Origin of the sequence: Flavobacterium chilense, from assembly GCF_001602525.1 — a bacterium.
GTDB classification, from domain to species: Bacteria; Bacteroidota; Bacteroidia; order Flavobacteriales; family Flavobacteriaceae; genus Flavobacterium; species Flavobacterium chilense.
Genome location: NZ_LSYT01000001.1, coordinates 296,163 through 316,051 on the forward strand (window position 1 = coordinate 296,163; position 19,889 = coordinate 316,051).

A 19,889-nucleotide genomic window follows, 5' to 3' on the forward strand; every position below is an offset into this window, starting at 1 on the left:
GGTTTGTAAGTTGCGAACCTGATACCTGAAACCTCAAACTAAAAAAACTAAACTTAAAATGAAACATTGGATTGAAGCCGCCAGATTGCGCACCTTGCCATTATCAGTTTCCGGAATTATAGTAGGAAGTATTTATGCACTTTCTAATCCAACAGAAACAATCAACACGCCTACAGAAGTATTTAGCTGGAAAATATTTGGTTTTGCTTTATTAACAACATTAGGATTGCAAATTTTATCCAATTTTGCCAATGATTACGGAGACGGAGTAAAAGGTACAGATAATGCAGACAGAGTAGGGCCACAGCGTGCTATTCAGAGCGGTGTTATTACACCTCAGGCCATGAAAAAGGCTATAATCATTACCTCGTTGCTAACATTATTATCCGCTATAACCTTAATTTATTTTGCATTTGGAGCCACAAATTTCGTTTACTCCATATTCTTTCTTTTATTAGGAATAGCAGCAATTGCATCAGCTATTCGTTATACTGTTGGAAACTCTGCTTATGGATACAAAGGATTTGGAGACGTATTTGTTTTCATTTTCTTCGGACTTGTGAGCACTTTAGGAGTTAACTTTTTATATTCAAAAGAAGTAGATCCCTTATTGATTTTACCGGCAGTTGCAATAGGATTACTAAGCGTTGGGGTTTTAAACCTGAACAATATGCGAGATGAAGAATCAGACAGAAAATCAGGCAAAAATACTATCGTAGTTCAAATTGGCGGAGCAAAAGCAAAGGTTTATCATATGTCGATCATTATTACAGCTATGATTGCTGTAATTGTTTTTGCCATTTTAAGCGATTACAATTTCGACCAATACCTGTTTTTATTAGCATATATTCCTTTAACTAAACATTTAATTACCGTTTATAAAAATCAGGATCCTAAACTTTTAGATCCCGAATTAAAAAAACTGGCATTAAGTACATTTTTACTTTCCATATTGTTAACAGTATGTATGATCTCTTTGATTTCAGATATTATCGTTAATCTTTTTTTGGGAGGAAGATAAAACAAAGTTCAACTTTAAAAACGTATCAAAATGAAAATTACATTTTACGGACACGCGTCATTAGGCATTGAAGTAGGAGGAAAACACATTATTGTAGATCCTTTTATTACAGGAAACCCACTAGCTTCAGCAATCGATATAAACACATTAAAGGCCGATTATATTTTAGTAACTCATGCGCATGGCGACCATGTTCTGGATGTAGAAGCTATTGCTGGCCGTACCAATGCCGTGATTGTTTCTAATGCAGAAATTACAAGTTATTATGCCAAAAAAGGACTTAACGCGCACCCAATGAATCACGGTGGAAGCTGGAATTTTGATTTTGGAAAAGTAAAATATGTAAACGCAATTCACTCCAGCTCATTTTCTGATGGAAGTTACGGCGGAAATCCGGGTGGTTTTGTAATCGAAGGAGAACACAAAAATATTTACATTGCAGGCGATACAGCACTTACAATGGATATGAAACTAATTCCTTTAAGAACAGAACTGGACTTAGTTGTTCTTCCAATAGGAAATAATTTTACTATGGATGTTGAAGACGCCATCATCGCATCAGATTTTGTAGAATGTGATAAAATTTTGGGCTACCATTTTGACACATTTGGTTATATCAAAATCGATCACGAAGACGCAATTCGTAAGTTTTTTGATAAAGGAAAAGATTTAATGCTGCTTGAAATAGGAGAATCAATCGAGTTATAATAGTTCTTATTCTGAGTAAAATCAAAGTAAGAAGCTATTTCCCGCTATACGCTGTATCTTTTGTGGCTTTATTATAGTTATCGCAAAGCCACAAAAGGATGCCGCTTCTATCGGGGCTAGGGCACTGGTTTTTATAAGAGAGCTTCGGCTTATTTGCAAAAAACAATCCGTCCTTAAATATAGATTCAGAAATGATAATTTGAAAAAATTTGTGCAATTCGTAGCAAAAAGATAAACTACATATGAATTTCAAAAGAATATTTTTAATCCTTTTAATTTCTTTTACCCATAATTCTTTTGCACAAAAAGATGGTTATTGGGACAAAGAACGTGCTACTACAAAAGAAATCATTGTTTCGGCACGTGATCGTATTACTTTAAAAACAGAAGATCTGCCTGTTGGAACCACTGAAATTGTCTACAGAATTACACTTTTAGATGAAAATCAGGAAATGACAAACAGTTTGGTTTCTGTTTTAAAATCAATTCCGGACCCAACCGGAATCAGTCAGGGATCTGCAGGAGCCGTTTTTTTAATGTCTAAAATTTCAGGCGACGATACTTGTACTTATGCACTTTTTACTTCAACAGAAAATGCTAAAAAATACATTTCTGACGGGAAAACTGATAAAGCATGTTATGCTCAGCAAGATCCGGTAAGCAAGGATGCAAAACGACTCTCACTGGATAAATCGTCCTGTTTAGGAGAAAATATCAACACCATTTGGTTTGGTTTTCACAGTAAAAACTGGGTTTTAAATCAAAAAATAGTTTTAGAAGTCGTGCCGTGGGTTGATACAAAATTAAATCGTGGCTGGAATCAGGACAACAAAAATGAAATTATTAGTTTGTGTAAAACATCGACAATGGCACAAAAGATGGCCAATTCGGATGATTTCTGTGTTTGTATCCTAAATAAAATCATGAAGCAATACCGCTATACCGAGTTTCAGAAATTATTAGCAATTGAAAAAACCAAAGTCTACAAAGATTTTGGAAATACTTGTTATAAAGATGCTGATATTTCTAAAAACGTTTACAACGACTTAAGAACTCAGGTTGCAGCTTTAATCAAACAGCAAAAATACAACGAAGCAATTCCTAAAGTAAATACGATCATTAACGACGGAAAAGCTACAGCGCTCGATTACAGTTCAATTGGGTATTGTTATATTCTAACCAAACAATATGCAAAAGCAATTAAATCTTTGAAAGAAGGTGAAAAGCTTGACGATACCGAGTTATTAGTAAAACTCAATTTAGCACATGTTTATTTGGTGAGTGATAACTATAGCGAAGCAAAAGCAATTTATAAAAAGTACCAGAACCAAAACGTAACCGACAGCCTGAGCTGGAAAGAAAAAACACAACAAGATTTTGTAGTTTTCCAAAAAGCAGGATTACCATCAAAAGACTTCGAAAGAATTTTGAAACTATATAATTAATCTCACCACCATATAAGTGATATAAGCTCACTTAATAAGGTATGAGTAACTCAATAATACGACTAAAAATAAGTGATATTAAAAATTTAAGTTAATGCTTTTTAAGTGCTAACTTAAATAAACTGATATCACTTATTTGATTTAAAAAAAACATGAAAGCAACCTGCCATAAATACATGTTAGAGTTCAAACGTCCATCCGGAACTTCGAGAGGCGTTATGACAGAGAAAGAAACCTGGTTTATTATTCTCGAAGAGAATGGTAAAAAAGGAATTGGTGAATGTGGAATTCTTCGTGGTCTTAGCGCTGATGATCGTGAAGATTATGAAGAAAAACTCAAATGGACCTGCGAGAATATTGATTTAGGAGAAAAAGTACTTTGGGAATCATTATTAGAATTTCCTTCCATACAATTTGGGATCGAAATGGCTTTTTTATCTTTAAAAAGCGAAAATCCTTATGTATTGTTTCCGTCAGACTTTACCAATAATACCAAATCAATTGCAATAAATGGTTTAGTCTGGATGGGAGAAGCTTCTTTCATGAAACAACAAATCGAAGAAAAATTAGCCGATGGTTTTAATTGTATCAAACTTAAAATTGGCGCTATTGATTTTGAAAAAGAATTAGAATTACTGCATTTTATCCGTACCCATTTTTCGGCAGAACAAATCGAAATCAGGGTAGATGCAAACGGAGCTTTTGCTTTAGATCAGGCTTTAGATAAGCTAAACCAACTAAATCAATTTCAGCTTCATAGCATTGAGCAGCCTATTAAAAAAGGAAACCCTAAAGCGATGGCTTCTTTATGCGAAACAACACCTTTTTCAATAGCATTAGACGAGGAATTAATTGGAGTCTTTTCTTTAGATGAAAAAGAAAAATTACTTCAACAAATCAAGCCACAATATATTATTTTAAAACCAAGTTTTATAGGAGGCTTCAGAGGAACTCAGGAATGGATTACTCTGGCAGAAAAATACAATATTGGCTGGTGGATTACATCAGCATTAGAAAGCAATATTGGTCTTAATGCGATTGCACAATGGACATTTCTGCAAAACTCAAAAATGCCTCAAGGTTTAGGAACCGGAGCACTTTATACCAACAATATCGATTGTCCGCTTGAAGTTTCAAAAGGTCAGTTATGGTACAATACTTCTAAGCACTGGGATTCTGAATTTCCGGATAAAGTTTAAGAGGAGTTTCAAAGCAGCAAAGATCCAACGAAGCAGAGGTTAAGATTTATTACACTATTTATTTTTTAAAGTAAAAGGTTCAGAGTTAAAATACAGCAAAAAACTTTACCGCTCCGTAACTCTGAACCTTTAAACCTGTTTTTTATTCTTTCCCGCCAATTAAGCTATCCTGCCAGTCTTTTAATTCCTGCCATTTACCTTCGTAAGCCAGTAATGCCTGTCTTGCCCATGTACTTGGATTGTGGATCGCATAATTTTCTCCTCCGGCATCCAGAATTGATTGTAATTTTTCTGTTGAAGTTTCAGAAAGCTGATGCCAGGTCGTAATTCCGGCTTCATTAAATAATGCTTCAATTTTAGGTCCAATACCTTCAACAATTTTTAAATCATTTTCTTTTATTTTTTTACCTAATACTGTTGCTGCCAATGCACTATCAAATAATAAAGCAGGCGCTGCAGTTGATGTAAAAGATTGTGGAGCAGTAGCCTGAATTTTAGCTTTTGCAGCCAGTTCAGCTTCAAGAGATGCGATTTTAGTATTCAAATTTCGGGTATTCGCTTTGCAGGCATCTAAATCAGCTTGTAAGGACAATGCAAGCGAATCATCACCTTTAGAATTCATTTTTCCCAGTAAATAACCCAAAATTCCACAGATTAACCCCACTAATGCAGGTATTAAGATACAAGGTATATTCATAATAGTATATTTTTGATTAATTATTTTATTGTTATAACAGTTCGTCTGTTGCTAGCTTTACCTTCTGCGGTAGAGTTTTCTCCAATTGGTTCATCAGGACCTTTTGATTCAGTTGTAATACGACTTCCTTCAATACCATTTTTAGACAAATATTTTTTAGAAAATTCGGCACGTTTCTGACCAAGAACCACATTAGAATCACGATTTCCAACATTATCACTATGTCCAACAGCCAAAATAACGGCATCTTTAACATGATTCATATATTTAACCAAATCAGCTACTTTTTGCTTTTCTGATTCACTTAATTTATCAGTCGATTTATTAGTGCTAAAATGTAAAATCAACGGATCTCCGTTAATTTTATTTTTCAGAATAACCCATTCATCCGTACTGGTAGTAGCTGCAGCAGGAGTTGCTGCTAAAGCTCCTATTTCGTAGTCTGCAGGACCTAAAAGAGTATCAGCACTAGCTTTCCATTTGTCGATTACTTCTCCTTTTGTGTCAAGCTGAGAACCGGATAAACCTTTAGATACAAAGTATTTTTTGATATCGTTTGCCCTTGCCAGTCCCAGATTTTCAAAAGTGGTTGTATTTTGTTCATCAGAAGTAGCATAACCCGTTATAGTAATTTTTTGTTTTGGATTTGCAATCAAAAATGTTTTAAGATTTTCAATTCCAATCGATACAGAATCACTAACAGGCAAAATTACTGCGAAGCTGTTTTTAAGAAACTTGATATTATCATTCGTATGATAATCAATTCCTGAACCATTTAGAATAAAAGGGACAAATAAATCGTCCTCCTCTTCAGCCACAACTATTGGTACTTTTTTAGTATCAGTTTCAGGCGTTTTGATAGTACAATTGCAACAAAATTTCATATACAGGAAAGTACCTAAAATGATGGTTATTGCAATGCCTAATAGATAAAGTGCTTTTTTAGACATAAGTGATGAAGTTAAGATTCTATCAAATTTAACAAAAAAATAAATACAGAATGCATTAATGTCTCGTTATTTTAAAGTTATCAATCTAATTATGAGTTAATTACAAAATAACAAGTAAAGGATCAGGATTACCTAATTTCGATTCTGTGAGCAAATTAAATTAAGTAACTTGCGTAATAATTAAATTCAGAAATTAAAATGCTCGAAATAGAAAGAAAGTTTCTCGTAAAATCAGATGATTTTAAAAAACAGGCTTTTACTCAAAATAATATAGCTCAGGGATACTTAAGTTCTCTTCCCGAAAGAACGGTTCGGGTCAGAATTAAAGGAAACAAAGGTTTTATCACAATAAAAGGAATAGGGCAGCAAGGCGGTATGACCCGTTTTGAATGGGAAAATGAAATTCCAATAGATGAAGCACAGGAATTACTTAAACTATGTGAAAAAGGTAAAATTGAGAAAACGCGTTTTGAAATAAAATCAGGAAAACACATTTTTGAGGTGGATGAATTCTATGGAGAAAATGAAGGTCTGGTTATGGCAGAAATAGAATTGGAATCTGAAACAGAATCTTTTGAAAAACCGGAATGGCTGGGAGAAGAGGTAACAAATGATCCCAGATATTACAACGCCTATCTGAGTAAAAATCCTTTTAAAGAATGGGAGAAATAAAAACATGAAAGATTATGATTTAATAATTGTTGGAGGCGGACCAATTGGCCTTGCCTGTGCAATCGAAGCTCAAAAAAAGAACTTAAAATATCTTATTATTGAAAAAGGGGCGATTGTAAATAGTATTTTTAACTATCCTTTGTACATGACTTTTTTCTCTACTGCCGAAAGACTTGAAATTGGAAATATTCCGTTTAATTGCCTGGCACCAAAACCGGGACGTCAGGAAGCATTAGAATACTATCGAAATATTCATCGTTATTTTAATTTTGCTATCCATCTCTTTGAAAAAGTAACTCAGGTTCAGAAATTAGAAAGCAACTCTTTTAGAATTACGACAGATAAAGCCAGTTATCAGGCAACAAATGTCATTATCGCAACAGGTTTTTATGATATTCCAATTGAAATGCATGTAAAAGGAGAGGAATTATCCAAAGTACGTCATTATTATAAAGAGGCACATGAATATGCTTTTAGGAATGTTTTAGTAGTGGGAGCTAACAATTCGTCTGTAGATGCTGCTTTAGAATGTTGGAGAAAAGCTGCAAATGTGACCATGGTTATTCGTAAAAACGAAATTAATAACCGGGTAAAATATTGGGTAAAACCAGACATCGAAAACCGAATTGCAGAAGGAAGTATCAAAGCTTATTTTGAATCGAATATTACCGAAATTAGCGAAAATGAGGTTGAAATTGAAACACCAAGCGGTAATGTAACTATAGAAAATGATTTTGTTCTGGCTTTAACCGGTTACAAACCAGATTTGACTTTTCTGGAGAAAATGGGAATTGAATTGTCTGATGATGAATTAAAAATACCTACTTATAATCCCGAAACTATGGAAACCAATGTAAAAGGTTTGTTTCTGGCAGGCGTTGTTTGTGGCGGGATGCAAACACATAAATGGTTTATCGAAAACTCCCGCATTCATGCTAAAATGATTGTAGATTATATTACTTGAAGATAAAAAGGGAAAAATTCAAATTGATTTTTCTGAAAAATAAATGTCAAATTGAGTGGAATCGAAAGAAAAGCAAAGTGTTTCCGATTCCATTCAATGTGACGAAATAATAAAAATTGAATTAATTTGTGGCTAAAAACTAAGAACTACAGGAAAGCATGGAGCAGCCAACTTTAGATCTTGCCCAATCCGGGCGTTTGGCGAACCATTTTTCGTATTCCGGTTGTTCATCATATGGTTTTTGCAAGAGAGTATAAAGCTCATTTATTAGTGAATAATCCTCTTTATCGGCTGCATCAATCGCTAATTGTGCCATATAATTTCTAAGCACATATTTAGGATTAATTAAGTTCATTTTTTGAGAACGATCTTCATCTGATAATTCCTCTGTTTCTAATCTCTCTAAATATTGAGCAAACCATTTTTTCCATGTTTCTAAAATTTCTCCGGAAAGTTCTTCGATAGCATAAAATGAGAATTGAATCTTTTCAATAGCTTTTTCAACAGTATCAGATTTTTTAACATAACTTAAATTTCTAAAAAAGATCGTCATATCGGTTTCTGTTAATTGTAAAACAGCTTCCAGATCATCAATTAAACTATTATCAGTTTCGGTTGAAGTAAATATGCCTAATTTACTTAAAAACATTGTTTTGTAGTCAGATTCAAAATCAGTCATAAACGACTCCAGAATATTTTCCAGTGGTTTTGCTTCATCAATTAAAGGATAAAGTGCATTGGCCAATTGATACAAATTCCATTGTGCAATTTGCGGCTGATTGCCAAAACGATATCTTCTGTATTGGCTGTCTGTAGTATTTGGAGTCCAGTTTGGATCGTAATTTTCCAACCATCCGTAAGGACCATAATCAATCGTGATTCCGTGAACAGACATATTATCTGTATTCATAACGCCATGAACAAAACCAACACGCTGCCAATGTAAAATCATTTCACGGGTTTTATCTGCTACTGTTTTAAAAAATTGCAAATATTGTCCTTTTGGTTCTCCTGTAATTTCAGGAAAATAATGTTTGATCGTATATTCTACAAATTGTTTTAAGTTTTTAAGCTCATTTCGGGCTGTCAGCATTTCAAAACTTCCAAAACGAATAAAAGATGGCGCAACTCGACAAACGATTGCTCCTTTTTCATAAGCTGGATTTCCGTTGTACAAAATATCACGCAAAACCTGATCACCAGAAAGCATCAGCGAAAGCGATCGGGTAGTGGGTACTCCTAAAGAATGCATGGCTTCGGCACATAAATATTCTCTGATGGAAGAACGCAAAACCGCTAAACCATCAGCAGTTCTTGAATAAGGAGTTTTTCCGGCACCTTTTAATTGGAGTGTAAAAAACGTATTATCATGTTCAACTTCTGTTAGATTGATAGCACGGCCATCACCCAGTTGTCCTGCCCAATTTCCAAATTGATGTCCGGCATAACACATTGCATACGGACGTGTATCCGGAAGAATTTCTTTTCCTGAAAAAGCATTTAAAAAAGCTTCTGATTGAATTTCTTCTGCAGAAATTCCAACCAGTTCAGCAACTTCTTCAGAAGCATGAATAAGTTTAGGATTAGAAGGTTTTGTTGGATTTACATAAGAAAAGAGTGCATTCGAAACGGCACGAACTTCGTTTTGTTCGTTTGGATCTGCAGGCAATTCAGCAGTAAATCTGTTATTTATTTTTAGATTTTTCATTTGAGTTTTGTTTTTTTACCAGAGATTAAAAATTAATTTAATCTCTGGCAAAACTTTTATTTAATCAATCAGTTTATCCGCATACATTTTTTTAAGTTTCTGTACTTTCGGATCAATTACTATTTGGCAATAACGCGCTTCCTGATTGTTGTTGTAATAATTTTGATGATCTTCTTCGGCTTCGTAAAAAACATCAAATTTGGTTAATTCAGTCACAATTGGATCATTATAAAAATCTTTTACTTCTTCAAAAACCTGAGTTGCTATCTTTTTTTGCTCCTCATCATGATATAAAACTATAGAACGATATTGTGTTCCGGCATCAGCTCCCTGACGGTTTAGAGTTGTGGGATCATGACTGGTCATAAATATAAAGATTAAATCATGGTATGAAATTATGTCAGGATTAAAAGCAACTTGTATTACTTCGGCATGACCGGTTCTGCCGGTACAAACTTCACGATAAGGCGGATTTTTAATAAAACCTCCTGAATATCCTGATTTTACTGATTCTACACCTTTTAAACGCTGAATTACAGCTTCTACACACCAAAAACATCCACCACCAAAAGTGGCTACTGATAAATTTCCCATAAATGTCATAGTTAAAGTTTACATGCCCTATTAATCCGATAGAATATTATGATAATTTAATAAAAAAAAGTCTTTTTAGTTAAATATTATAATCGGTTGTTTAAAGTTTGAAGTTTACAATTGATAAATTCGCAATTTTATAAAAAAGGAATATATTTGCAATCAAACACAGGCACACTAATGAACAGCAAAAATAGTACCATCACTTTAGAAACCTATTTTCAGGATTTTAGACAACACATTGTAGGAATTGATCAGGAATTTTCTTCTCCTTTTGGCAAAAAAAAGATAATTTATACCGATTGGACTGCCAGCGGAAGGCTCTATCGACCAATTGAAGAGAAACTTCTTAATGAATTTGGGCCTTTTGTAGCCAATACGCATACCGAAACTACTGTGTCAGGTACTGCCATGACAAAAGCGTACCATCATGCCAGAAATATTATCAAGCGTCATACTAATGCAAGCAATGATGATGTTTTGATTACAGATGGAACGGGAATGACTGGTGTTGTCAATAAATTTCAGCGTATTTTGGGTTTAAAAATTCCTGAAAACCTAAAAGATTGCACTGTGGTTCCTGCAGAAAAAAGACCTGTTGTTTTTATTTCGCATATGGAGCATCATTCGAACCAAACTTCATGGTTAGAAACTATTGCAGATGTTGAAATTATTCCTTCCTGCGAAAAAGGACTTTTTTGTCTGGACAATCTGGCTTTGTTATTAGAAAAATATGCTGATCGTACAATCAAAATTGCTTCAATAACTTCCTGTTCGAATGTTACCGGTTTAAAAACACCTTTTCATGAAGCCGCAAAACTGATGCACCAACACAATGGAGTTTGCTTTGTGGATTTTGCCTGTTCAGGTCCTTATGTTGAAATTGATATGCATCCCGAAGATCCTGAATCGTATCTGGACGCTATTTTCTTTTCTCCTCATAAATTTCTTGGAGGCCCTGGAACTTCGGGTGTTTTGATTTTTAATAAAAAATTATATAATAATATGATCCCCGATTGTCCGGGTGGCGGAACTGTAAGCTGGACCAATCCCTGGGGCGAACATAAATATATTGATAATATAGAGGATCGCGAAGATGGTGGAACTCCCGGATTTTTACAGGTTATCAAAACTGCTTTGGCAATTGAGCTGAAAGAAGAAATGGGAATAGAAAACATTTTACAGCGTGAACATGAAATTGTTGATTATGTTTTTGACGAATTAGAACCTGTTGAAAATATCAAAATTTTGGCTGGTCAGCACAAAAACCGCTTGGGTGTGGTTTCATTTTTTATTGAAAACCTTCATTTTAATTTAGGGGTTAAATTGTTAAATGACAAGTTTGGTATTCAAACCAGAGGAGGATGCAGTTGTGCCGGAACTTATGGCCATTTTTTATTGCATGTTGATCAGGAAACTTCGAATAAACTGGTTAACGAAATTACAATTGGTGATTTGATTAAAAAACCGGGATGGATTAGAATGTCTATTCACCCAACAACGACTGATAAAGAAATTGCTTTTGTTTGTGAGAGTATTAAAGATTTGGCTAAAAACCACGAATCATGGGCTTTAGACTATACATACAATAAGAACACAAACGAGTTTATACATAAAAACGCAACTTCATTTGAGGATGAATTAGTTGCAGGCTGGTTTAAATCGTAATTGGTTTAGATACAGATTTTAGCTTTATAACAAACACTTTCTATACAACAAACCCGACAGATTTCAAAAAAACTGTCGGGTTTGTTATTTTCTGAAAAACCTTGAATTTCCGGTTTAGCCCCGATTGTAGCGACATCCTTTTATGGCAGGGTTTGCCATAAAAGATATAACGGAAAGCGGGAGTAATGGTCATGAAAAAGAAATTTTTCTGCTTCTAAAAAAAACTACATAATCAAACGTACTCCTCCAAGATCTGAAACGCGATAGGAGAACTTGTTTCCAGGTGAGCCAATAAACATGAAGTTTTTAGGGATTTTCCATTTTTGAGATAATTCATCGATAATTTCAGGGCCAAAAACACCTTGTATTTCAAGGTATTCAATATCAATGTCATCATAAGCACGATCTAAAACTTCAAGATCTTTGATTAATGCTTCGTTATTTGTTGAATCGTTTTTTACGTGTACAATTTTTAGTTTTTTGGTTGTTTCATTTCCCTGAACATACTGCAAAACTTTATTGAGAATGGCAATATCATCGCCTTTGGTAAAAAAGACAAATTCCTGTGAATTTATTTCAACACTCATTTTTTGCAAATAACGATTGCTTAAAATTACCATTCGGCGTAACGGCTGATAAAAATATTCGAGCGCTTCGATTAAAAGTCGTATCAGAATAACACGATTTAACATGATCCCGATAAAAATTAAGGAAGGAACCATATATTTTAGAAACGTATAAAAAGCATTGATGTTAAGCTCCATGTTTCCGATAAAAGCGGCTATCACAAATAAAACAGCAATAACGACTGAAATACCTCTCGCACGTTCCGGTCTTGGCAACTTACGGCGTTTGAATTTGAGCAATAAATTTCCAAGTCCAAAGAGCGCCATTACAGCCAGAAAAGAAAATGTATAAACACCTGCGAGGGATTCTAAATGTCCCTTTGTGGCAAAAAGTACTGAAATACACAGAACGAGAAAGCTAATTACGATACGATAATGAGAACCTCTTTTATTTTGTTTTAAAAAGTAATTGGGAAGAATACGGTCCAGTGTCATTCGGTTTAACAATCCTGAAACTCCAACAAACGAAGTCAATACAGCTCCGCATAATACTAAAACAGCATCTATTGAAATTAGCCAGGCAAGCCAGGATCCTCCAGTGGTTTGTCCTAAATGAGCCAAAAGAGATTCTTTGTTTTCGCCTACTTCAGTCAGCGGAATGACACTTATTAAAAGTATCGCAATTACAGGATTAAAAAAGCTAACGATTCCCCACATATTCCGAAGTGTTTTAGGAAAAACACCCTGTTCTTGTTCTTCGACAAAATTGGCAGAACTCTCAAAACCTGAGATTCCAAGCATTGCGGCTGAAAAGCCCAAAAATAAAGCTGTTTTGATATTTCCTGAAGCGATAGGAGTTTGCCAGTTGATATGAAATGTATCTAATCCATGGGTGAGAACAAACCACAAAGAAGCGAGGACAAGTAAACTTAAAGTACCAATATGAGTAACAAAAATAATAACGGCTACAAAGGCAGATTCTCCAATTCCTAATATGGCAAGCCCGGTAAACAAAGCCAAAACTACAACGGTTGCAATTGTTACATTTAAGCCATCGAAGATTCCGTGTAAATAATGCATTCCTTCTGATGCCGAAATTACGGCTGTTGCCATATAAGACAAAACCGTTAATGTAGCGGCAAGTGAGGCTAAACGTTTGGTGGATGTATTTAATAAAACATTGTAAGCGCCTCCGTTTAAAGGAATTGCTCCTACAACTTCTCCATAAATTTTTCTGAACAGGAATAAAACAACAGCTACAATTAATAACGAAATCCAGGCATATTGACCTGCATATAAAATGGTAAGTGCCGAAACGTACAAACAAGAGGAACTAATATCGTTGCCACAAATTGCTGTTGCCTGTAATTGATTTAATTTTTTGTGTACAAGTTCTTTCATAGTTATTCAAAAATTTAAACACGATTAACTTAGCAAAAAGAGCAACAAACAAGCAAATACTTTGATGAAGGCAAATATAAATAGAAACTAAAAAAAGAATCTTTTAGTTAATCTGAGGTTTTTGAATTTCTAATTTAGCCAAATTATTTGGATTCCTGAAACTTTTTAAGAGACAATAATGCCTGTTCCTGAATTTTACTTTGAAAAAAACCTGTCCAACCTAGTAAGTAACCCGTTACACCAAAAGCCTGTTTAGACCATTTCCAGACATCAAAACTATCTGTATGTTTGATAATTAGTCCGTCCTGAAAAGCAAACTGAGCCGAAATCCTATTGATTACTTTTCTGTTGGTTTTACTAAAATTATAGGTAGCCACCCATTTTGCAGAACCTGTAAAATCGTCTGCTTTTATGTCTGAGAACTCAATTTTAATATTGCCTTTGCTTTTTAAGATTAGCATTTCCCACATTTGAGAAACCTGTTCTTCCTTTAGCAAACCAAATGCCGGATCTACAAAATGAATTTTAGGATGGTAACATTCGCTCATGGTTTTGGCATCAGCATTGGCAAAAGCGGTATAGAACTTTGTTATTAAAGCTTCGTTAGGATTCATATAATTGGAAAATTAGACTATAAATATAAGATTTATTATACTAAACTATATATTTATAAAGCAGTTATTGCAGCAGCTGTATCGAATGTTTTTTTTGATTTATCGAATGCCGTAGAAAAGTAAGTCATTTTGTTCGAAGCGGTAAAATATCCGGTTTGATCTCCAAATGCATTTGAGTTTCCTGTAATGATAAATCGGATTCCTTTAATATCTGTTTTTTTAAGCTTTGCAAATTCTGCAGGAGTAAAGTAATAATATGAAGAGGTTTTGCCGTCTGCTGTTTCTTTTACATTTTTATCCAGACAGGCAATGACATCGGCATTTGCCAAATCAACATAAAGTCCGCCGGAGATTCTGGTTTTATCGTTTGCAGTAGCAATGGTTATCTTTAAAATGCCGCCTTTATCTGTTTTGGCAATCTGAATATTTACTTCGCCGGTATAAACATATTTTTCACAGATAAAAGTATAATTCTGTGTTGCCGGAAATGGTTGTGAACCTTTTACAGTCATGGTTTCCTGAGCATTTGCAAATATTGAAATAAACAGTAATAAAAGCAGTGGCATTTTTATTTTCATAAGTTTTACTTTATTGTTCAGTTAGTTTAGCATCAAATTTTTCATCCCAATCCATTGATTTTATGGCAGAAATTAAATTGTTTTCATTCACAAAAATACGCAGTTCTTTATTGGCTACTTTTTTTGTGTACAAGGCATGATAACGGTAAATTACTTCTTGTTTGGTTTTGTAGACCCCGTCTAATTTTAAATCTATAAAACTTCCGTAATACTGTCTAAATCTCTGACACGTCTTTGTTAATCTTTCTTCAGTTGTGTTTTCCATAACTGATGAAGTAACTTCTGTTTCATTAAAAGGTTTAAACTTTGATGTATTACAGGTTTCCAATACGCGTTTCCCCAATTCGTATGCTTTTCTCTGTTGATTGGCATTTACTTCGGCAGCGGAAACTTTTTTAATTTTTAAATCTTCAGTATCACGACTTATATTTTTCGATTTACATCCAATTAACAACAACAAACATATAATCAATCCTGCTTTCTTCATAACTATTTAAGTAATTTTTAATAATAAGTTGGGGTCAGGACAATTTTCGATATAAAAGTTCAGGTCGTTTGTATTGCAAACTCCGGGATAATCGCCAGAATAGGCTTGAATATTTTTTATGATTTGAAAATGCACATGTGGCGCATAATCTCCGTTGATTGCTGAATCTCCTAAAGAACCAATCTTTTCACCTTTGTTAAAAAATGTCCCAACACTAAGGTTTTCTATACTTTCTAACGACAAATGTCCGTATAAAGTATAAAATTTTTCATTTTCGACTTCATGCTCTAAAATTATAGTTGGACCATAATCTCCTAATCCAATGTTATTTTTAAAGCTGTGTACTTTTCCGTCAAGCGGAGCTAATACGGCTGTATTGGCTTTTGTCCACAAATCGAGACCTATATGAATATTGCGTTCCGGAATGGAATCGCTTTTAAAAATTGTGCTTCTCTGGTATAGCGTTCTGCCTTCGATATAACCGCCAAAAGCGACTTCGGCATCATTTTTTTTCAGATAGTCTGAAATAAATTGCTCGAACTGAGCAGCGTTTTCCGGTTTAAACGCAACTAATTCCTGATTGGTTACAGAAAGATCTAACGGAATGTATTTTGAGAAATCAATATTGGAATCTATTACTGTAGTAGGTGGTAAGGCTTTTAAAATAGAGGCAAGAGGTTTCATAAAATTAGGCTACTTTTTCAATAATTATTAATTCATTGTGGTCTTCAACACGCGGAAGCATTTTTGAAGTATATAAGTTTGGATTTATTTCAGTTATATAATTTCTGTTTCGAACATTATGGGCTTCATCTAAAATCATGGTATTAAAAAGAACAAATCCCTTATTCTTTAAAAGTGAACAAATACGTTCGCTAAAAAAACGCTCAAATAAAAAGTTGGGCATTTTAATGTCTTCAAAAATATCTATTATGATTAAATTGTATTTGTCTTTGGTTTTTAAAACAAATTCAAAAGCGTCATCAATTACAACTTCTAATTGTTTTATTTCATTGAGGTTAAAATATTCATTTGCGATTTTAATCATATCAGGATCAATTTCGACACCGGTTATTTTACCTTTATATTCGATTTCATCTACGAGTGTTTTGATAACGCTTCCACCGGCAACTCCCAGTAATAAAATATGATCCATTTTAAGAATAGCTTCATAACCAATATTTCGGAGTCCGTACCTTAAAATGCGTTGTAAACTTCCGTATGAATAATTTGTATTTTCAGAATCCAGAACCAACTCGCCATTAGCCCAGGTAACTTCGATCATTTTGCTTCTTTGTGATTTTTTTTTGAATATTTTTATTGGAATAATATAACTCAATAATTTTTGGATCATTTTAAATGCTTTTACTCAAAAATACCACTTTAAATCTTTTATTTTGCAATTAAAAAATAATTTTAATGAAAAAACAATTATACAAATTCATCTTTTTTAAGTTAATGGGCTGGAAAATAGTGGGGATAGAGAACGCTGAAGTGAAAAAATGTATATTGATGGTAATGCCACATACTAGTAACCATGATTTTTACATTGGATTGTTTACTCGTGGAATTTCAGGTTTACAGATGAATTGGGTGGGTAAGAAAGAATTGTTTAAGTTTCCTTTTGGATATTACTTTAAAAATGTTGGCGGTGAACCAATCGATCGTTCAGGCGGATTAAATAAGGTAGATTCTATTGCTGCCATTTTTGATCGAAAAGAAGTCTTTCGTTTGGCTGTTGCTCCTGAAGGAACCAGAAAAGGTGTTACAGAAATAAAAAGCGGTTTTTATTATATTGCACTTAAAGCAAATGTTCCTATTGTTCCTGTAGCTTTTGATTGGGGCAAAAAGGAAGTTAATTTAGGAAAGCCATTTTTTCCGACAGGAAATTACGAAGCTGATCTTGAAATTTTAAAACAACATTATAAAGGAGTCTTAGGGAAAATTCCTGAAAATGGACTTCAGTTCTAAATTTTCGATATTTTTTCAATTGCGTGAGAATCCCTTAAACGGAAATTATTTTTAAAAATTTTCAAATACGCGAAATTTTCAAATCAGGGATTATATACTTTAAATGTTCCGTTTTTATAAAAAAAGACAATTTTTTCAATTTGACTTTCATTAGAACTTAAATTTAAGTTTTTTACTTCAACAGTATTTTGAACAGTAGGTTTTATTTCTTCCTTATAATGCACCTCAGAAAATAAATCCCCAATTCTGTTTGTTTCAGTTTGCGAAACAGGAGGAGATGATTTTGTGAATTCTGTAATTGGTTCATTCGTTTTCCAAAGATCATCTTCCTCAATTTTTGGAAAATTTCCTTTTCCGTTTAAAAGCCAATACAAATCTACATCCGGAAAAACCTCCAGGATTTTCATGACAAAATCTAAACTGGGTTTATTTCTTCCGGACAAAAGGTGAGACATACTTGATCTTTGTACACCAATTTTATCAGCAAAAGCTGAGGCATTTAAGGTGTAATAATCCAATATAATCTCAAGTCGTTTTACAAAATCATCGATGTTTACCATTGTAAATTCTTATTTCAAATTGCAGTGTTTACAAATGTAACTAAAAGTATTCAATAAAGCAATTTTACAGTTGTAAATCATGATCTAAACACTTTTAAGTATATACTATGACTTTATGTAACTTAATTTAACTAATTGAAATATTGCTATTTGTGATTAAATATTTAAAGTAATAACAAATGTTAACTCTTACTATCTTAAATAAGCAATATAGATTCAAAAACCTGTTTACAATTCTAAATTTTGTTATTTTTTAATTGTTTACAATTGTAAAAATAAAGATGTTTACTTTTGTAAACTAAACAAAACACAATGAATTTAGAAGAATTATTTGAGCAATACAAAGAGCAAACCATAGCAGGCCGTTATCTGACTTTAGACCACATTAAGCCTTTATTAGATAAATTAAATACGAATAATCAGGTACAGGTTATTGGGAAATCTGTTTTGAGTGAACCTATATATAGTTACCAAATTGGAACAGGAGAAACCCGAATTTATCTTTGGTCTCAAATGCACGGAAACGAAAGCACTACAACAAAAGCATTATTTGATTTTATAAATGTGTTAAACGGTACATCTGAGTATGCTGAAAAAATGCTTAAAACCTTTACTTTTTATTGTATTCCAATACTTAATCCTGACGGAGCAAGACTTTATACCCGTGAAAATGCCAATAAAGTAGATTTGAATCGTGATTCTCAAAATTTAACCCAGCCTGAAAGTAATGTATTAAGGAATGTATTTGAAACATTTAAACCTCATTATTGCTTTAATCTTCATGATCAGCGTACTATTTTTGGTGCCAGTGATACCGGAAAACCTGCAACCGTTTCTTTTTTAGCACCTTCATATAATGATGAGCGTGAAATAAATGATAATCGTTTAAAAGCCATTAACCTTATTGCCGGAATCAATGATGAATTGCAAAAATACATTCCGGGACAAGTGGGCAGATTTGATGATTCGTTCAATATAAACTGTATAGGAGATACTTTTCAGTTTTTAGGAGTTCCTACGATACTTTTTGAAGCAGGTCATTATCCTGACGATTACAAGCGTGAAATTACAAGAAAATACATATTTTTCTCACTATTTCAGAGCTTTAAACTCATCAGCGAAAACGATTTAGTTGATAATAGAATTAGTGATTATTTGAATATTTCACAAAATAAAGTCGTTTTTTATGATTTTATGTATAAAAATATCAAAATAAATTATGATGGTATCGAAATTATTACGAATTTTGTCGCACAATACAAAGAAGAATTGATTGAAAATGAGATTCATTTTAACGCTTACATAGTTGAAGTAGGCGAATTGGAAAATTATTTTGGACATTACGAATATGATGCAAAAGGAGCATTTTATTCAGATGATTCTTCTAATTTTCCGAAATTGAATCAAAAAGCAGATTTTTATTTAAATAAAAATGTTAAATTTGTTAACGGATTGATAAAAAGTTAATTTTTATGTGAATTTGTTGTTTTTTATATATATTTTTATACTTTGTAATAGCAATTAGTAATATTAATTAAAGAATTATGAGTAAATTTCGTTTAGATGAAGTAGATCACCAGATTTTAGATATGTTAATAGACAATACGAGAGTTCCGTTTACTGACATTGCAAAAAAACTATTGATATCTGCAGGTACAGTGCATGTTAGAGTAAAGAAAATGGAAGACGCAGGAATAATAATGGGTTCTTCATTGGCTTTAGATTATGATAAATTAGGGTACTCATTTATTGCATATGTGGGTGTTTTCCTTAATAATACGTCTCAAACTAAATTTGTATTAGAGCGAATCAATCAAATTCCATTCGTAACAGTAGCTTCTGTAACGACAGGAAAATTCAACATTTTTTGCAAAATTAGAGCAAAAGATACTAAACACGCAAAAGAAGTTATTTTCATGATCGATGATATCGATGGTGTTTACAGAACAGAAACTATGATTTCATTAGAAGAAAGTATAAACGATAAGAAGCGTTTGATGCATACTATTTTTAAAAATATGTAATATCTTCTTGAATGCTATATTTAAAATATAACCTCAAGTTTATTCTTGGGGTTTTTTTATGA

Annotated in this window: 21 protein-coding genes; 10 read left to right on the top strand and 11 right to left on the bottom strand. The window is 33.2% G+C overall.

Annotated elements, in window-relative coordinates; translation table 11 throughout:
* Window positions 1-58 precede the first annotated feature (58 nt).
* From menA to A4F88_RS01125, 4 genes are all read left to right on the top strand, one after another.
* A complete protein-coding gene (gene menA / locus A4F88_RS01110) occupies window positions 59-1,021 on the top strand; it encodes a 1,4-dihydroxy-2-naphthoate octaprenyltransferase (protein ID WP_068840698.1) in 963 nt (320 codons plus the stop codon).
* 30 nt (window positions 1,022-1,051) lie between these two features.
* On the top strand, window positions 1,052-1,729 hold the full coding sequence (locus A4F88_RS01115; RefSeq protein ID WP_068840699.1) for a metal-dependent hydrolase: 678 nt from the start codon (window positions 1,052-1,054) through the stop codon (window positions 1,727-1,729).
* Window positions 1,730-1,971: 242 nt separating this feature from the next.
* Complete coding sequence (locus A4F88_RS01120; RefSeq protein WP_068840700.1) at window positions 1,972-3,174, top strand: tetratricopeptide repeat protein; 1,203 nt, start codon at window positions 1,972-1,974, stop codon at window positions 3,172-3,174.
* A gap of 152 nt (window positions 3,175-3,326) precedes the next feature.
* Window positions 3,327-4,373, top strand: coding sequence for an o-succinylbenzoate synthase (locus tag A4F88_RS01125; protein ID WP_068840701.1), 1,047 nt, complete (start codon window positions 3,327-3,329; stop codon window positions 4,371-4,373).
* Window positions 4,374-4,515: 142 nt separating this feature from the next.
* On the opposite strand, the gene A4F88_RS01130 is transcribed toward A4F88_RS01125, so the two are convergent.
* On the bottom strand, window positions 4,516-5,070 hold the full coding sequence (locus tag A4F88_RS01130; RefSeq protein WP_068840702.1) for a hypothetical protein: 555 nt from the start codon (window positions 5,068-5,070) through the stop codon (window positions 4,516-4,518).
* Between the two features lie 20 nt (window positions 5,071-5,090).
* Window positions 5,091-6,020, bottom strand: coding sequence for an OmpA family protein (locus A4F88_RS01135; RefSeq protein WP_068840703.1), 930 nt, complete (start codon window positions 6,018-6,020; stop codon window positions 5,091-5,093).
* Window positions 6,021-6,218: 198 nt separating this feature from the next.
* On the opposite strand from A4F88_RS01135, the gene A4F88_RS01140 reads away from it, so the two are divergent.
* Window positions 6,219-6,692, top strand: a complete 474-nt coding sequence (locus A4F88_RS01140; protein WP_068840704.1) for a CYTH domain-containing protein — start codon at window positions 6,219-6,221, stop codon at window positions 6,690-6,692.
* Between the two features lie 4 nt (window positions 6,693-6,696).
* Window positions 6,697-7,656: a YpdA family putative bacillithiol disulfide reductase gene (locus A4F88_RS01145; protein ID WP_068840705.1), complete on the top strand. Its 960-nt coding sequence runs from the start codon at window positions 6,697-6,699 to the stop codon at window positions 7,654-7,656.
* 139 nt (window positions 7,657-7,795) lie between these two features.
* Here A4F88_RS01145 and A4F88_RS01150 read toward each other — a convergent pair whose 3' ends face one another.
* Both A4F88_RS01150 and msrA read right to left on the bottom strand, forming a co-directional pair.
* Complete coding sequence (locus A4F88_RS01150; protein WP_068840706.1) at window positions 7,796-9,364, bottom strand: protein adenylyltransferase SelO; 1,569 nt, start codon at window positions 9,362-9,364, stop codon at window positions 7,796-7,798.
* A 60-nt stretch (window positions 9,365-9,424) separates the two neighbouring features.
* On the bottom strand, window positions 9,425-9,958 hold the full coding sequence (gene msrA, locus A4F88_RS01155; protein WP_068840707.1) for a peptide-methionine (S)-S-oxide reductase MsrA: 534 nt from the start codon (window positions 9,956-9,958) through the stop codon (window positions 9,425-9,427).
* A 180-nt stretch (window positions 9,959-10,138) separates the two neighbouring features.
* On the opposite strand from msrA, the gene A4F88_RS01160 reads away from it, so the two are divergent.
* Window positions 10,139-11,626 carry an aminotransferase class V-fold PLP-dependent enzyme gene (locus A4F88_RS01160; protein WP_068840708.1) on the top strand — a complete coding sequence of 496 codons (1,488 nt, stop codon included), beginning with the start codon at window positions 10,139-10,141 and terminating at the stop codon, window positions 11,624-11,626.
* 224 nt (window positions 11,627-11,850) lie between these two features.
* Here the strand turns inward: A4F88_RS01160 and A4F88_RS01165 are convergent, their stop codons facing one another.
* From A4F88_RS01165 to A4F88_RS01190, 6 genes are all read right to left on the bottom strand, one after another.
* On the bottom strand, window positions 11,851-13,593 hold the full coding sequence (locus A4F88_RS01165) for an APC family permease (RefSeq protein WP_068840709.1): 1,743 nt from the start codon (window positions 13,591-13,593) through the stop codon (window positions 11,851-11,853).
* Between the two features lie 143 nt (window positions 13,594-13,736).
* Complete coding sequence (locus tag A4F88_RS01170) at window positions 13,737-14,207, bottom strand: nuclear transport factor 2 family protein (protein ID WP_068840710.1); 471 nt, start codon at window positions 14,205-14,207, stop codon at window positions 13,737-13,739.
* Between the two features lie 53 nt (window positions 14,208-14,260).
* The gene (locus A4F88_RS01175; RefSeq protein ID WP_068840711.1) at window positions 14,261-14,785 is read right to left on the bottom strand and encodes a hypothetical protein; all 525 of its coding nucleotides are present in this window, start codon (window positions 14,783-14,785) and stop codon (window positions 14,261-14,263) included.
* 10 nt (window positions 14,786-14,795) lie between these two features.
* Window positions 14,796-15,272 (bottom strand): hypothetical protein, encoded by a 477-nt coding sequence (locus A4F88_RS01180; RefSeq protein WP_068840712.1) that lies wholly within the window; start codon window positions 15,270-15,272, stop codon window positions 14,796-14,798.
* A 6-nt stretch (window positions 15,273-15,278) separates the two neighbouring features.
* Complete coding sequence (locus tag A4F88_RS01185; protein WP_068840713.1) at window positions 15,279-15,956, bottom strand: peptidoglycan DD-metalloendopeptidase family protein; 678 nt, start codon at window positions 15,954-15,956, stop codon at window positions 15,279-15,281.
* A 4-nt stretch (window positions 15,957-15,960) separates the two neighbouring features.
* Complete coding sequence (locus A4F88_RS01190) at window positions 15,961-16,626, bottom strand: spermidine synthase (protein WP_068840714.1); 666 nt, start codon at window positions 16,624-16,626, stop codon at window positions 15,961-15,963.
* Between the two features lie 65 nt (window positions 16,627-16,691).
* On the opposite strand from A4F88_RS01190, the gene A4F88_RS01195 reads away from it, so the two are divergent.
* Window positions 16,692-17,243 carry a 1-acyl-sn-glycerol-3-phosphate acyltransferase gene (locus tag A4F88_RS01195; RefSeq protein ID WP_068840715.1) on the top strand — a complete coding sequence of 184 codons (552 nt, stop codon included), beginning with the start codon at window positions 16,692-16,694 and terminating at the stop codon, window positions 17,241-17,243.
* An 83-nt stretch (window positions 17,244-17,326) separates the two neighbouring features.
* Here A4F88_RS01195 and A4F88_RS01200 read toward each other — a convergent pair whose 3' ends face one another.
* The gene (locus tag A4F88_RS01200; RefSeq protein WP_068840716.1) at window positions 17,327-17,803 is read right to left on the bottom strand and encodes a helix-turn-helix domain-containing protein; all 477 of its coding nucleotides are present in this window, start codon (window positions 17,801-17,803) and stop codon (window positions 17,327-17,329) included.
* Between the two features lie 312 nt (window positions 17,804-18,115).
* Here A4F88_RS01200 and A4F88_RS01205 point away from each other — a divergent pair, with 312 nt between their 5' ends.
* Window positions 18,116-19,270, top strand: a complete 1,155-nt coding sequence (locus A4F88_RS01205) for a M14 family metallopeptidase (RefSeq protein ID WP_068840717.1) — start codon at window positions 18,116-18,118, stop codon at window positions 19,268-19,270.
* 77 nt (window positions 19,271-19,347) lie between these two features.
* Complete coding sequence (locus tag A4F88_RS01210) at window positions 19,348-19,827, top strand: Lrp/AsnC family transcriptional regulator (protein WP_008468989.1); 480 nt, start codon at window positions 19,348-19,350, stop codon at window positions 19,825-19,827.
* Window positions 19,828-19,889 lie beyond the last annotated feature (62 nt).